The sequence below is a fragment of the Arthrobacter sp. StoSoilA2 genome (genome assembly GCF_019977195.1).
Lineage (GTDB): Bacteria > Actinomycetota > Actinomycetes > Actinomycetales > Micrococcaceae > Arthrobacter.
In genome coordinates this window covers 2737840-2750992 of record NZ_AP024643.1, presented here as the reverse complement: position 1 = coordinate 2750992, position 13153 = coordinate 2737840, and the positions used below count along the sequence as shown (strand labels likewise).

Sequence of the window (13153 nt, the reverse complement as noted above, 5' to 3'; positions counted from 1 at the left end):
GGTGGCGAAGATTACGGACGGCCGTGGTCTCCCTCCAGCCTGGCAGCCCACCGCGCCTTCCTTTGCCTTCCCGAAGTCAGCTGTAAAGTTTGGGCATGACATCAGAACATGCGGGGATCCCGCAGAATCAGCGACGGAACTCCGGCCACAGCACTGAGCGCCCGTCGTCGAACGAGACCATCCGCTCCGAAGTCGTGGCCGCTTTGGCCAAAGCAGTCGATGAGTCATTCAGCGCGACTCTTGGCGCCCTGAAGGACCTTGTCGGTATCCCGGGAATCGCGTGGCCAAGCTTCGAACCCGCCGAACTGGATCGCAGCGCCGAAGCTGTCGCCTCCTTGGTAAGGGCAACGGGAATGGATGACGTACGAATTCTGCGCTGCGACAAACCGGACGGGACGCCCGGGGGTCCCGCCGTCGTCGCCCGCCGTCCGGCCGGCGAGGGCAAGCCCACGATTCTCTTGTACGCGCACCATGACGTCCAGCCGCCAGGCGATCGGGCGCTTTGGGCTTCCGAGCCTTTCATCGCGGAGGAGCGGGCAGACCGGCTCTATGGTCGCGGCGCGGCTGACGATAAAGCCGGCATCATGGCCCATCTGGCTGCTTACGCGGCTGCGACAAAGGTCCTGGGGGATGAGTTTGGCCTCGGCGTGACGCTCTTCTTTGAAGGCGAGGAAGAAGCGGGCTCGCCCACCTTCAGGACATTCCTTGAGGAACATCGCGAGCTTCTCCGGTCCGATGTAATCGTCGTGGCGGACTCCAGCAATTGGAAGGTCGGCATTCCTGCCTTGACCACCAGCCTGCGTGGGCTCGTGGATGGCACGTTCGAAGTCCGTGTGCTGGAACATGCGGTGCATTCGGGAATGTACGGTGGCCCGGTGCTGGACGCTCCGACCCTGCTGTCCCGCCTCATCGCGACCCTCCACGACCACGAAGGTAATGTCGCTGTGGCCGGGCTCGTTGGAAATGACAACGTAGCGGTTGACCTGACGGAGGCCGAATACCGCGCCGACGCCTCAGTGCTCGACGGCGTCAAACTCGCCGGCAGCGGGACGATCGGCTCGCGTTTGTGGACCAAGCCGGCGTTGTCCATCATCGGCATGGATGTTCCTGCCGTTGCCGTTGCCTCCAATACGCTCATTCCCTCAGCCCGCGCCAAATTCAGCATGCGCCTGGCTCCCGGACAGGATCCCGACGCCGCTATGGAGGCTTTGAAGAGCCATGTTGAGTCCCACGCACCATTTGGCGTCGAAGTAACATTCACGCCGGGGGAGAGGGGCAATGCCTTTTCGACCGATACCTCGTCGGCAGCTGCCAGGGTGGCACTCTGGGCCTTGGGGGAAGCCTGGGGAGTCCAACCAGTGGAAATGGGAATCGGCGGTTCCATCCCGTTCATTGCCGACCTGACCGAGATGTATCCCGACGTCCAGATTCTGGTGACAGGCGTAGAAGATCCGGATTCCCGCGCCCACAGTGCCAACGAATCGCTGCACATCGGCGATTTCCGTAATGCTGTGCTGGCCGAGTCGCTGATGCTGGCGCGGCTTAACGCCGAAGGCCTTGATGGCTGAGCAGCGCAATGGCGTTACAGGGTGTCGTTTATGGGCGGCGGGGCAGGCCGGGAACAAGTGAATGCGGTCCGTGGTTACGTCAGAAGTTATAGCTCAGCGTCTGCGCGACGTAGCATGGAGCTATAACCCGTACGTAATTGGGTAAGGGCAGGCTGCGTTCCGGCGCCGCCGCCAGGAGCGTCATAAGAAGGTAGGCCAATGAGCACTGCAACCAACGAAAACAGCACCGGAGCACAGCTCGTCCCCGACGAGGAGCTTCCCACGCACGAGGTCAATCTGACCGATGTCGCAGCAGGCAAGGTCCGTAGCCTCCTCGAACAGGAAGGGCGCACCGATCTGCGTCTGCGGGTTGCAGTCCAGCCGGGCGGCTGCTCGGGCTTGATCTACCAGCTCTACTTCGACGAGCGCCTTCTCGACGGCGATGCCGTCCGCGACTACGACGGCGTCGAGGTCGTAGTGGACAAGATGAGCGTGCCGTACCTGAGTGGGGCCAGCATTGACTTCGAGGACACCATCTCGAAGCAGGGCTTCACCATTGATAACCCGAACGCCGGCGGGTCTTGCGCTTGCGGCGACTCGTTCCACTGACGTGAGCTATCGCCGCATGTCGGCGCCCCTCTGCATGCGTTCCAACGCATTCGGAGCCACGGCGCCGACATGTGCGCGAAAACCGCTTCATAGCGGTAAGCTCTACATCGGGTAGTAAAACTTTTTAGTGTGCCCGGTGGCCTTTGGCCTGCCGGGAGACAGCAACAAGAGGAAGGGCCGTCTGTGAGTTCGCAGAACCGAACCGGCAGCCGACGCATAAAGATCACCTCGATCACTGGCTTGGCACTAGCCGGCGCGTTGGTTTTGACCGGATGTTCACCAGAGGTAGAGAAGGGTTGGCTGCCAACTGAGCGCGGCACGACCAACCACACTGACCGGATCATGGACCTCTGGGTCAACTCATGGATCGCCGCCTTGGCAGTCGGTATCATCACGTGGGGCCTTCTGGTCTGGTGCATCATCGCTTACCGCCGCCGTAAGGGCACCACGGGATTCCCGAAGCAGCTCAGCTACAACCTGCCGCTTGAGGTCTTCTATTTGACTATTCCGCTGTTCATGGTGCTGGTGTTCTTCTACTTCACCGACCAGGACCAGCGCGCGATCGATGACCGCTCACAGCCGGCAGACGTCGTCGTTGACGTCCGCGGCAAACAGTGGGCTTGGGACTTCAACTACAAAAAGGGCGAGGTCATCAACGAAGACCTCCACGAGGCCGGCGTTCAGGCCCACCTGACAGGCAACGAAGTCAACAAGGAACTGCTCCCCACGCTGTACTTGCCCGTTGGCAAGTCGGTTGACCTGGAGCTGAACTCCCGCGATGTCATCCACTCTTTCTGGGTTCCGGCCTTCCTGCAGAAGCGGGACATGATCCCTGGCAAGACCAACTACATCAGGTTCACCCCCACCAAAGAGGGCACCTTCGATGGCAAGTGCGCCGAACTCTGCGGTGAATACCACTCCGAAATGCTCTTCCGGGTCAAGGTTGTCTCCGAGTCTGAATTCCAGGCCCACATGGACAAGCTTCGCCAGGACGGCAACACGGGCCTGCTCGGTGCGGAATACGACCGCAACCCGGACCTGACCGAAACCAAGTAAGGGGAGCGACGTGGCTACTTACACTCAATCCGCCGGGACCCTCGAGGCTCCCGTAGTTCCTAAATCCAAGGGACGCATAGTCGTCAACTGGATCACCTCCACGGACCACAAGACCATCGGGTACATGTACCTCATTGCGTCCTTCGTGTTCTTCTGCCTCGGTGGCGTCATGGCGCTGCTGATCCGTGCTGAACTGTTCGAACCTGGCATGCAGATCCTGCAGACCAAGGAACAGTACAACCAGATGTTCACGATGCACGGCACCGTGATGCTGCTGATGTTCGCGACGCCGCTGTTTGCGGGCTTCACGAATGTCATCATGCCCCTGCAGATTGGCGCTCCCGACGTCGCCTTCCCGCGATTGAACGCGTTGGCCTTCTGGTTCTTCCTCTTCGGCTCCACCATTGCAGTGTCCGGATTCATCACGCCGCAGGGTGCTGCATCGTTCGGCTGGTTCGCGTATGCGCCACTGTCGAACACCACCTTTACGCCCGGCGTCGGCGGTGACCTATGGGTCTTTGGCCTTGCGCTGTCCGGCTTCGGCACCATCCTTGGTGCCGTGAACTTCATCACCACGATCATCTGCATGCGTGCCCCCGGCATGACCATGTGGCGCATGCCGATCTTCACCTGGAATGCCCTCGTGACGTCCATCCTCGTCCTTATGGCGTTCCCGCCGCTGGCCGCTGCCCTGTTCGCCCTCGGCGCCGACCGCAAATTTGGTGCTCACATCTTCGACCCCGAAAACGGCGGCGCCGTCCTCTGGCAGCACCTCTTCTGGTTCTTCGGCCACCCCGAGGTGTACATCATCGCCCTGCCGTTCTTCGGCATTGTCTCCGAGATCTTCCCGGTGTTTAGCCGGAAGCCGATCTTTGGTTACAAGGGTCTTGTATACGCAACCATCGCAATTGCCGCACTGTCCGTCACCGTCTGGGCACACCACATGTACGTGACCGGTTCCGTGCTCCTTCCGTTCTTCGCCTTCATGACCATGCTGATCGCCGTGCCTACCGGCGTGAAGTTCTTCAACTGGATCGGTACCCTCTGGCAGGGCTCCATCACCTTCGAGACTCCGATGCTCTGGAGTATCGGCTTCCTGGTGACCTTCCTCTTCGGTGGACTCACGGGTATCATCCTTGCGTCGCCGCCACTGGACTTCCACGTCTCGGACTCCTACTTCGTGGTGGCACACTTCCACTACGTGGTCTTCGGTACGGTTGTGTTCGCCATGTTCGCAGGCTTCTACTTCTGGTGGCCGAAGTGGACCGGCAAGATGCTGAACGAGCGCCTGGGTAAGATTCACTTCTGGCTTCTCTTCCTTGGCTTCCACGGCACCTTCCTTATCCAGCACTGGTTGGGTGTTGAAGGCATGCCCCGCCGTTACGCCGACTACATGCCGCAGGACAACTTCACCTGGATGAACCAGTTCTCCACTATTTCGTCCTTCGTCCTGGGTGCATCGCTGCTGCCGTTCTTCTGGAATGTCTACATCACGTGGCGCAGCAACAAGAAGGTTGAAGTTGACGACCCCTGGGGCTTTGGAGCGTCGCTTGAATGGGCGACTTCCTGCCCGCCGCCGCGCCACAACTTCACGTCGCTGCCCCGTATCCGTTCGGAGCGCCCGGCACTGGACCTGCACCACCCTGAGTTGGCCCAGGTCCACACCGCCCAGTCCCCGGACCCCGCAGCAGTGCTGCTGGGCAACGCTGACCAGAAGGACGTTCGCAAGTGAAAATCGAATCGTGGCTCTTTGGAGCAGGAGCATTCTTCTTCGTCCCCGTCGCCATCGCCTACGGCCTCCTGACGGAATGGCATGAGTGGGTCGGCGTTCTGGGCATTCTCCTCGTTGGCGGTCTCGTAGGCATGATCGGCGCCTACTTGGGCTTCACCGGCAAGCGGATCGGCATGCGTCCGGAAGACCGCCCGGATGCTGAAATCCACGAGGGCGCGGGCGAGCAGGGGCACTTCAGCCCGTGGAGCTGGTGGCCGCTGGTTCTTGGCATTGCGTGCGCAAGCGGCTTCCTGGGCCTTGCCGTGGGCTTCTGGATCACCTTCATCGCTGGTGGCCTTGCCGTTGTGGCACTGGTCGGCTGGGTGTTCGAATACAGCCGTGGCGACCACGCACACTAACGGCACAACAACATAACGACGACGGGCCCCACCTTTTGGTGGGGCCCGTTCTCGTGTTTGGGGCGTCAACGGGCCTGAGTGCCCTCCAGAACGGCAGAAAGGCCTACGAGGGCATTGTCGGCTTCGGAAACAGTTTGATCGTCCTGGAGGGCCTCAACGGCCACCTCAAGGAGTACCTCGCAGCCATGGCCAAAGTCTTCTGTCATGACTTCAAGGAGCGAGCGGGCGTCGACCGGAAGGCCATCCTGCTTCCGTATTGTTACGGGCAGGCCTGTCTCGGTTACTGCCCGGACAAATACCGCTGCTGCTCGAGCATGCAAGCCAATTTCTGCTGCGACGAAGGATTTCTGCTGCGGCAAGCCAGCTCCTTTGCTAAGACGGAATAGCCGTCCGTGAAATTTGATCCATACAAGCGTAGCCGCCCGCGGGCCAGCTCTCCATATCGCTCAGTGCGGCTGGTCTAGACCTGTGCCCTGGCTGATCTACCCTTAAGGCATGACCTATTTGATGTTGGGAGCTCGTCATGCCTGAAGCCACGAGTATCGCCGGTGAAATTGACCGGACCAGCAGCACCCCCATTTACGTCCAGCTCCGGGAGATACTGAGGAGTTTCATAGCCCAGTCATGTCCGCCAGGCTCGTCGCTGCCGTCTGAGCGGGACCTTTCCCTACGATTCGGTCTTGCGAGGATGACCGTACGGCAAGCCATTGATGCCTTGGTGGGTGAGGAAGTCATTGAGCGGGTGGTGGGACTCGGTACGTTCGTTAAGAAGCCCAAACTCGATCTCCAGGTGAAGCTGACCTCATACAGCGAGGAGATGCAACGACGAGGGATGGTTCCGGCTGCAAAGGTGTTGAGCTTTGAACAGATTGCCGCCAGTGCTTTTCTGGCGCGGGAGCTTCAGCTTGAGGAAGGCACGCCGTTGGTCCGTTTCCGGCGGTTGCTGTTGGCCGACAACGAACCCATGAGCGTCGACGAGAACTTCATTCCGGCACACCGCGTCCCGGGGCTGTTGGATGAGGCGCCCCCCACTTCGCTCTACAACGTGCTCAGCGAACGCTACGGCCTCGTCATGGAATGGGGCGAGGACATGATTGAGGCCACGGCGGCATCCCCTTCAACGGCGAGGTTGTTGAACGTGGACGTGGGCTCACCCCTGTTAAAGATCCAGCGCCATGCCTTCGTGGCCCGGGCAATGGTGGACTACTCCGTTTCCTACTACCGGGCCGACCGCTACAAGCTTTGGATTCCGCTGCAGCGGCCAGGGGTCCGGCCCACACGCAACTACTCCTCCGGTTACCGAACCCAGTAGAGCCGGAAGCGGTCCATATCGGGCCCATCACACACTGCATAAGCAACAGGGAAGGGCACGATCCTTATGGATCGTGCCCTTCCCTGTTTAAGCCGTAACTAGTGGCTGAGGCTCTTCTGGTCCTCGCCAGCTTCGATGGCCTCGTGGTGGCCATGCGCATGGGCTGCTTCGAGTTCCGCCGGAGTTGCCGGAGCAACACGGTCTTCGAAGAACCACTTGGAGAGCGCTGCACGGCGCTTTTCCTTGCGGGTTACGACACCGTGTTCGTTCGGCGTCGCCGGCAACGGAACCGGAGATTCGAATCCAACGAGCTTGTAGCGCTTGTACTCGTCCAGGGGAGCGTGTACTTCGATGAACTCACCGTGGGGGAGCCGTACGATGCGGCCGGTCTCACGCCCGTGGAGGGCGATCTCGCGGTCCTTGCGCTGCAGTGCCAGTGCGATTCGCTTGGTCACGATGAAAGCGAGAACCGGGCCGATAAAGAACAGTGTGCGCAGCCAGTACGTGACATCGTTCAGGGATACGTGGAAATGCGTTGCGATGAGGTCCGAACCTGCCGCAGCCCACATGACGCAGTACCAGGTGAAACCGGCAACACCGATCGCGGTACGGGTAGGTGCGTTGCGGGGACGGTCAAGGACGTGGTGCTCGCGGTTGTCCTTGGTGACCCAGCGTTCAATCCACGGGTACATGAACAGCACGGTGAAGATGATGCCGGCAGGCACGAGTGCCGGGAGCAGGACGTTCAGGGTCAGCGTGTGTCCGAAGACGATGTACTCAAAGTGGAAGTTGTTGACGACACCAGGCATGAGGCGAAGTGCACCGTCAACGAATCCGATGTACCAGTCAGGCTGGGTACCGGCGGAAACCGGGGAGGGGTCATAAGGACCGTAGTTCCAGATCGGGTTGATCGTAAAGGCAGCTGCCATAAGGGCCAGGACGCCGAAGACGATGAAGAAGAACCCGCCGGCCTTGGCTGCGTAAACCGGGCCGAGGGGGTAGCCGACGACGTTGCCGTCATTGCGTCCAGGGCCGGGGTACTGAGTGTGCTTGTGCACGACAACCATGAACAGGTGAATCACGATCATCAGCAGAATCAGTGCCGGGACCAGAAGGATGTGAAGCACATACAGACGACCAATGATCGCTGTGCCCGGGAATTCTCCACCGAAGAGGAAGAACGAGATGTAGGTACCAATGACCGGAATGGACTTGATAACGCCATCGATGATGCGCAGGCCGTTGCCGGAAAGGAGGTCATCGGGGAGGGAGTAGCCAGTGAAGCCGGCAGCCATGGCCAGAATCAGGAGGACGCCGCCCACTACCCAGTTCATTTCACGGGGCTTGCGGAACGCGCCAGTGAAGAAGACGCGCAGCATGTGGACACCCAGGGAAGCCACGAACAGCAGTGCCGCCCAGTGGTGCACCTGACGCATGAAGAGGCCACCGCGGACATCGAAGGAGATGTTCAGCGATGAGCTGTACGCCACGGACATTTCGACGTTGTACAACGGCGTGTAGGAACCCTGATAGTGGGTTTCAGCCATCGAGGGGTCGAAGAAGAAAGTCAGGAAGGTACCCGACATCAGCAGGATGACGAAGGAATACAGCGCCACCTCACCGAACATGAACGACCAGTGGTCCGGGAAGACTTTGCGGCCGAACTCGCGCAGGATGCCGGAGCCACCTACACGCTCGTCCACGAAATCAGTGAAACGGCCAACTTTGGTCTTCGCTACGAAGGGGGCTTCAGCTGTTGATGAGGCGCTCATGCTCGTCACGCTCCCAGTAACTCGGTCCTACAGGTTCTTTGAAGTCGCTGGTAGCGACGAGGTAGCCTTCTGCGTCAACTGCGATGGGCAGCTGGGGGAGCGGACGGCTGGCCGGTCCAAAGATGACCTTGCATTCCTGCGTGAGGTCGAACGTGGACTGGTGGCACGGGCACAGCAGGTGGTGGGTCTGCTGCTCGTAAAGAGCAACGGGGCAACCAACGTGTGTGCAGATCTTGGAGTAAGCAACAATGCCGTTGTAGCTCCAGTCCTCACGGCCCTCGGAAGGGTTCAGCGAGTTCGGATCCAAACGCATCAGCAGAACGACGGCCTTGGCCTTTTCGTTCAGCTTGCCCTCGTGAAGTTCGTTGAGGCCCTCGGGAATGACGTGGAAGGCCGAACCGATGGTGACATCCGAAGCCTTGATGGGAGTGCCATCGGGGTCGCGGGTAAGTCGCTTGAGCTTGCCACCTTCAGGAGCCCACATGGTGTGTGCGAGCTTGTCATCAGGACGCGGTCCCAGGTCGCCGAAAATCGCGAGAGCAGGGAGCGGAGCAAGGGCAACGGCGCCAAGAAGGGTGTTGCGGATCAGCGGGCGACGCTTAATGCCGGTTTCCTCGACGATGTCGTCGACGATGCGCACCGCAGCCTGGCGATCTTCCTCGTGACGGATAGCGTGGCGCTCTTCCGACACTTCGTGATCGGGCATCAGGGCCTTGGCCCAGTGCACGATGCCGGTGCCGATTCCGAGCATTGCAAAGGCCGTACCCAGGCCCAGGAGCAGGTTCTGGGTACGGATGTTTGCAATCGTCGAATCGTCGCCCAAATCGATGGCGAAGTACGCCACCAGGAAGATCAGCGTGCCGATGACAGAGGTGCCAAACAAAATGGCTACCTGACGCTCGGCTCGCTTTGCGGCTACCGGGTCCGTGTCAGCCAGGCGCAAACGATGCGGAGGAAGCCCAGGATCCTGGAACTTCTCCACTTCATTCTGACCAGCCGTAGCTACGGTGCCCGAGTGGTTCGGACTGCCGTCACTATGGTTGCCCATAATTCGCCTCATCCTTCTCTCGTTGTCTCGGCCTGGGCCGAGTTAATTTTCAGTTCCAAACTGCTGACCATGCAGCAGAAGTTTGTTGTCTCGTCCGGACTAGGAGGTGCGTGACGTCAGCCAGATAGTGAAGGCGATGATGACGCCCAGGCCTGCAATCCAGACGAAGAGACCTTCAGACACCGGGCCAAGGGAGCCGAGATCGGCACCGCCCGGTGAGCCGTTGGCTTCGATGGTCTTGAGGAAGGTGATGATGTCGCGCTTACCTTCGGGTGAGACGTTCGAATCGTTGAACACAGGCATGTTCTGCGGGCCCGTGGCCATGGCTTCGTAGATGTGTTTTCCTGTGACATCTGCAAGGGCGGGAGCGAACTTGCCGCGGGTCAGGGCGCCGCCGGCTGCGGCAGCGTTGTGGCACATGGCGCAGTTGACGCGGAAGAGTTCGCCACCATTGGCTGCATCTCCCTTTTCGTCAAGGAGGTGTTCTTCCGGAATCGCAGGGCCTGCACCGAGCGATGCAACGTAAGCGGCCAGTTGGCTGGTCTGCTCCTCGTTGAACTGGACGGGCTTCTTCTGCGCCTGGGGGCCGTTCATCTGCATGGGCATACGGCCGGTGCCAACCTGGAAGTCAACTGCTGCGGCACCCACGCCGACCAGCGAGGGGCCGTCCTTGGTTCCGCTTGCACCCATGCCGTGGCAGGTGGCGCAGTTGGCAGCAAACAATTTGCCGCCCTGCTCTACGTCACTTGCGCTGTAGCTGGTGGTGTCGGCCTTGGCCTGGTTGACAGATGTGGCAACGGCGTACAGCCCACCAGTGAGGAGGAGGCCCATCAGCAACAGCGCTATGGCTGCCAGTGGGTGACGTCGCTTCTGCGAGAGTGCCTTCACGTGGTGGTTCCTTTATTCGATCCTGCGTCGGCTCCGCGAGCCGCTTCTTGAAATTCTGCCTCTTGTAGAAAAAGAGTCAAAGCCGGGCTACTTCAGGACGTAGATGACCAGGAAGAGGCCAATCCAGACGACGTCAACGAAGTGCCAGTAGTACGAGGTGACGATCGCTGATGTCGCTTCAAAGTGCCCAAACTTCTTGGCGGCAAACGCGCGGCCAATAATGAACAGGAACGCGATCAAACCGCCGATGACGTGCAGGCCGTGGAAGCCTGTGGTCATGTAGAAGGCGGAACCGTAGGCATTGGATGACAGGGAAACGTGCTCGGAGACGAGCATGGCGTACTCCGTTGTCTGTCCGGCCACGAAGAAGGCACCCATGATGAAGGTGAGAACGAACCATTCGCTCATGCCCCAGCGGGTGAACTGCAGGCGTCCGCCGGTGCGGCGCGGTTCAAGCCGCTCAGCGGCGAAGACGCCCATCTGGCAAGTAAAGGAACTGGCCACGAGGACGATCGTGTTGACGAGCGCAAACGGGAAGTTGAGCTTGGCCGACTCCTCGGCCCACATCAGTCCCGATGTGGAACGCAGGGTGAAGTACATGGCAAAGAGACCGGCGAAGAACATCAACTCACTGGACAGCCAAACAACGGTTCCAACAGAAACCAGATTGGGGCGGTTCAGCGTCGGGTGCGCCGGGGTACTGGGGGCATGGGTCGCAGATGTCACAAGGACATTATGTCTGTAAAAGTCCAGAGTTCCCAATGCAAACCACCGATTCGGGAGACTTTTTCTACAAAGACGCGAAATCGCGCGGAAAAGTTCCCGGTCAGGTTCACATTGGTCATCGGCGTAGCCCGGTCGATAGCATCAGGGGGTGACTTCTCCGGCATCGGCACCTGCAGCCAGCAATACCTGGCCAGGGCTCATCTCAGCACTGATCAACGGCGACGACCTTTCAGTGGGCAACACTGAGTGGGCCATGAACACGATCATGGCCGGCGAAGCGACTCCTGCCCAGATCGCGGGTTTCCTGGTTGCCCTTCGCGCCAAGGGCGAAACAGTGGAAGAACTGGCCGGTCTTGTGGAGGCGATGCTCCAGAATGCCAACCCGATACAGATCTCCGGTGAAAAGCTGGACATCGTGGGCACGGGCGGGGACAGGCTCAACACCGTCAACATCTCAACCATGGCAGCCCTTGTTGCGGCCGGTGCGGGCGCGAAAGTCGTCAAGCACGGAAACCGGGCGGCGTCGTCTACGTCCGGCTCTGCTGATGTATTGGAAGCCCTGGGTGTCCGCCTGGACCTTTCCATTGAGCAGGTTGCCCGGAATGCGGAGGAGGCGGGAATCACATTCTGCTTTGCGCAGGTTTTCCATCCCTCGTTCCGTCATACTGCGGTACCCCGGCGGGAGCTGGCAGTACCCACGGCCTTCAATTTTCTCGGCCCCATGACCAATCCTGCTCATGTCCAGGCTTCGGCAGTCGGCGTCGCCAACGCCCGGATGGCTCCTCTGGTAGCGGGTGTCCTTGCCCGTCGCGGCAGCCGTGGCCTCGTGTTCCGCGGTGACGATGGGCTGGACGAATTGACGCCCACGGGACCATCAACTGTTTGGGAAATCAGGAACGGAACCGTCACGGAGCAGGTGTTCTCTCCCGCTGAGCTCGGTATCGAACCGTCCACCGTTGCGGATCTGCGGGGCGGGGACGCCGCTGCAAATGCAGTGGTTGTACGTGAGGTCCTTGACGGCAAGACAGGTCCTGTGCGCGATGCTGTCCTGTTGAATGCTGCCGCTGGCTTGGTGTCCGTTGATCTGAACGCCGACGGTGACCTTTTGGATCGGATGCGGGCTGCCTTCACACTGGCAGCCGACTCCGTTGATTCAGGTAAGGCCGCCGGTGTCCTGACCAAGTGGATTGCCCTTAGCCAGGCCTCCAAGGGCTAGTCCAGGGGTCCTTGGCCCTATTCGAATCCCAAGGCAAAGGCGGCGTCGAGATCGTGCTGCGAGTACGCACGGAACGCTATGTGCGTAGTGGTGTGGACCACTGAATCCACCTTCGACAGGCGGTCAGCAATGACGTCCGCGAGGTCTTCATGCTTGGACACTCTGGCTACAGCGATCAGGTCCCATTCTCCAGTGACGGAATAGACCTCACTGATGCCTTGGATGGCCGAAATCTGCTCGGCGGTTTCCGGAATGCGCGAAGCGTCGGTCTTGATCAGGACGAAAGCGGTGATCACGTGGGGCCTTTCCGGAAAAGCTTCATTGCGGACGCATTTCAGCCTAGTACATGGGAGAAGCCGGGGAACCTTTTCAGGCCTTGGAGTGGGGCTTTCGTGACGCACGCAGAATTAGCGCGAGAATGGCGCGGTAGCCGAGCAGGAAAACACCCAGGCTGATTAGTGCCACGATGACAAAGGGCAACACCACCGTCTGGCCGGTTACCGCCCTGAGCAGCATGCCGATCACTACGGCACCGATCCAGACAGAAACGCCGGAAGGCCAGAGGGCATAGGGCGCACGCCAAACCCTTGCGACCAGCCAGGCAACGCCGGCACCGGCGAGGAAGGGCCAGGCTGTGACAAAGGCACCCGTGATGATGTCGCCCCGGGCGTGGGCATCCCGGCCAATTGCGGCGAAGACAAGAATCAATACGAGGTCGGCGGCGGCAGCAGGGATCCAGGATCTGGGCGATGATGGCATGTTCTGACATTATCCGGGTGGAAGTGCTGGCGCGAAGTTGACGGGCCGCAGGTTGTCTCTTGCGCTTGGTTTCTGCTGCGTCCACGATGA

At 60.2% G+C, this 13153-nt stretch carries 14 protein-coding genes; 7 read left to right on the top strand and 7 right to left on the bottom strand.

The window, feature by feature from the left end:
- The first annotated feature begins 95 nt into the window (after positions 1 to 95).
- The 5 genes from LDN82_RS12450 (at position 96) to LDN82_RS12430 (ending at position 5342) form a co-directional block, all read left to right on the top strand.
- Positions 96 to 1568 carry a dipeptidase gene (locus LDN82_RS12450; protein ID WP_224164440.1) on the top strand — a complete coding sequence of 491 codons (1473 nt, stop codon included), beginning with the start codon at positions 96 to 98 and terminating at the stop codon, positions 1566 to 1568.
- Between the two features lie 198 nt (positions 1569 to 1766).
- On the top strand, positions 1767 to 2156 hold the full coding sequence (locus LDN82_RS12445; RefSeq protein WP_216925609.1) for an iron-sulfur cluster assembly accessory protein: 390 nt from the start codon (positions 1767 to 1769) through the stop codon (positions 2154 to 2156).
- A gap of 183 nt (positions 2157 to 2339) precedes the next feature.
- Positions 2340 to 3212: a cytochrome c oxidase subunit II gene (coxB, locus tag LDN82_RS12440; RefSeq protein ID WP_224090452.1), complete on the top strand. Its 873-nt coding sequence runs from the start codon at positions 2340 to 2342 to the stop codon at positions 3210 to 3212.
- A gap of 10 nt (positions 3213 to 3222) precedes the next feature.
- Positions 3223 to 4944: a cytochrome c oxidase subunit I gene (gene ctaD, locus LDN82_RS12435; protein WP_216925611.1), complete on the top strand. Its 1722-nt coding sequence runs from the start codon at positions 3223 to 3225 to the stop codon at positions 4942 to 4944.
- The gene (locus LDN82_RS12430; protein WP_224090450.1) at positions 4941 to 5342 is read left to right on the top strand and encodes a cytochrome c oxidase subunit 4; all 402 of its coding nucleotides are present in this window, start codon (positions 4941 to 4943) and stop codon (positions 5340 to 5342) included. The genes ctaD and LDN82_RS12430 overlap by 4 nt, the downstream gene beginning before the upstream one ends.
- Before the next feature lie 65 nt (positions 5343 to 5407).
- Here LDN82_RS12430 and LDN82_RS12425 read toward each other — a convergent pair whose 3' ends face one another.
- A complete protein-coding gene (locus tag LDN82_RS12425) occupies positions 5408 to 5701 on the bottom strand; it encodes an HPr family phosphocarrier protein (RefSeq protein WP_224090448.1) in 294 nt (97 codons plus the stop codon).
- Between the two features lie 164 nt (positions 5702 to 5865).
- Here LDN82_RS12425 and LDN82_RS12420 point away from each other — a divergent pair, with 164 nt between their 5' ends.
- Positions 5866 to 6654 carry a GntR family transcriptional regulator gene (locus LDN82_RS12420; protein ID WP_224164439.1) on the top strand — a complete coding sequence of 263 codons (789 nt, stop codon included), beginning with the start codon at positions 5866 to 5868 and terminating at the stop codon, positions 6652 to 6654.
- Positions 6655 to 6752: 98 nt separating this feature from the next.
- On the opposite strand, the gene LDN82_RS12415 is transcribed toward LDN82_RS12420, so the two are convergent.
- The 4 genes from LDN82_RS12415 to LDN82_RS12400 all read right to left on the bottom strand — a co-directional run bounded on the left by LDN82_RS12415 (position 6753) and on the right by LDN82_RS12400 (position 11124).
- Entirely contained in the window at positions 6753 to 8426 is a 1674-nt protein-coding gene (locus LDN82_RS12415) for a cytochrome bc complex cytochrome b subunit (protein WP_224164438.1), read from the bottom strand.
- Positions 8404 to 9474, bottom strand: coding sequence for a Rieske 2Fe-2S domain-containing protein (locus LDN82_RS12410; protein ID WP_224090445.1), 1071 nt, complete (start codon positions 9472 to 9474; stop codon positions 8404 to 8406). The genes LDN82_RS12415 and LDN82_RS12410 overlap by 23 nt, the downstream gene beginning before the upstream one ends.
- Positions 9475 to 9573: 99 nt before the next feature.
- The gene (locus LDN82_RS12405) at positions 9574 to 10362 is read right to left on the bottom strand and encodes a c-type cytochrome (RefSeq protein ID WP_224090444.1); all 789 of its coding nucleotides are present in this window, start codon (positions 10360 to 10362) and stop codon (positions 9574 to 9576) included.
- An 87-nt stretch (positions 10363 to 10449) separates the two neighbouring features.
- Positions 10450 to 11124 carry a heme-copper oxidase subunit III gene (locus LDN82_RS12400; protein ID WP_223932955.1) on the bottom strand — a complete coding sequence of 225 codons (675 nt, stop codon included), beginning with the start codon at positions 11122 to 11124 and terminating at the stop codon, positions 10450 to 10452.
- Positions 11125 to 11236: 112 nt separating this feature from the next.
- Between LDN82_RS12400 and trpD the strand changes: the two genes are divergently transcribed.
- The gene (gene trpD, locus LDN82_RS12395) at positions 11237 to 12304 is read left to right on the top strand and encodes an anthranilate phosphoribosyltransferase (RefSeq protein ID WP_224164437.1); all 1068 of its coding nucleotides are present in this window, start codon (positions 11237 to 11239) and stop codon (positions 12302 to 12304) included.
- 17 nt (positions 12305 to 12321) lie between these two features.
- Here trpD and LDN82_RS12390 read toward each other — a convergent pair whose 3' ends face one another.
- Positions 12322 to 12600, bottom strand: a complete 279-nt coding sequence (locus tag LDN82_RS12390; RefSeq protein ID WP_223932953.1) for an Lrp/AsnC ligand binding domain-containing protein — start codon at positions 12598 to 12600, stop codon at positions 12322 to 12324.
- 73 nt (positions 12601 to 12673) lie between these two features.
- Positions 12674 to 13063 carry a DUF3054 domain-containing protein gene (locus tag LDN82_RS12385; protein WP_224164436.1) on the bottom strand — a complete coding sequence of 130 codons (390 nt, stop codon included), beginning with the start codon at positions 13061 to 13063 and terminating at the stop codon, positions 12674 to 12676.
- Positions 13064 to 13153: the final 90 nt, after the last annotated feature.

Coding starts and splice junctions, on each gene's coding strand:
- LDN82_RS12385 (WP_224164436.1), bottom strand. CDS start 13,063: ATGCCATCATCGCCCAGATCCTGGATCCCTGCTGCCGCCGCCGACCTC.
- LDN82_RS12445 (WP_216925609.1), top strand. CDS start 1,767: ATGAGCACTGCAACCAACGAAAACAGCACCGGAGCACAGCTCGTCCCC.
- LDN82_RS12415 (WP_224164438.1), bottom strand. CDS start 8,426: ATGAGCGCCTCATCAACAGCTGAAGCCCCCTTCGTAGCGAAGACCAAA.
- LDN82_RS12450 (WP_224164440.1), top strand. CDS start 96: ATGACATCAGAACATGCGGGGATCCCGCAGAATCAGCGACGGAACTCC.
- LDN82_RS12410 (WP_224090445.1), bottom strand. CDS start 9,474: ATGGGCAACCATAGTGACGGCAGTCCGAACCACTCGGGCACCGTAGCT.
- LDN82_RS12420 (WP_224164439.1), top strand. CDS start 5,866: ATGCCTGAAGCCACGAGTATCGCCGGTGAAATTGACCGGACCAGCAGC.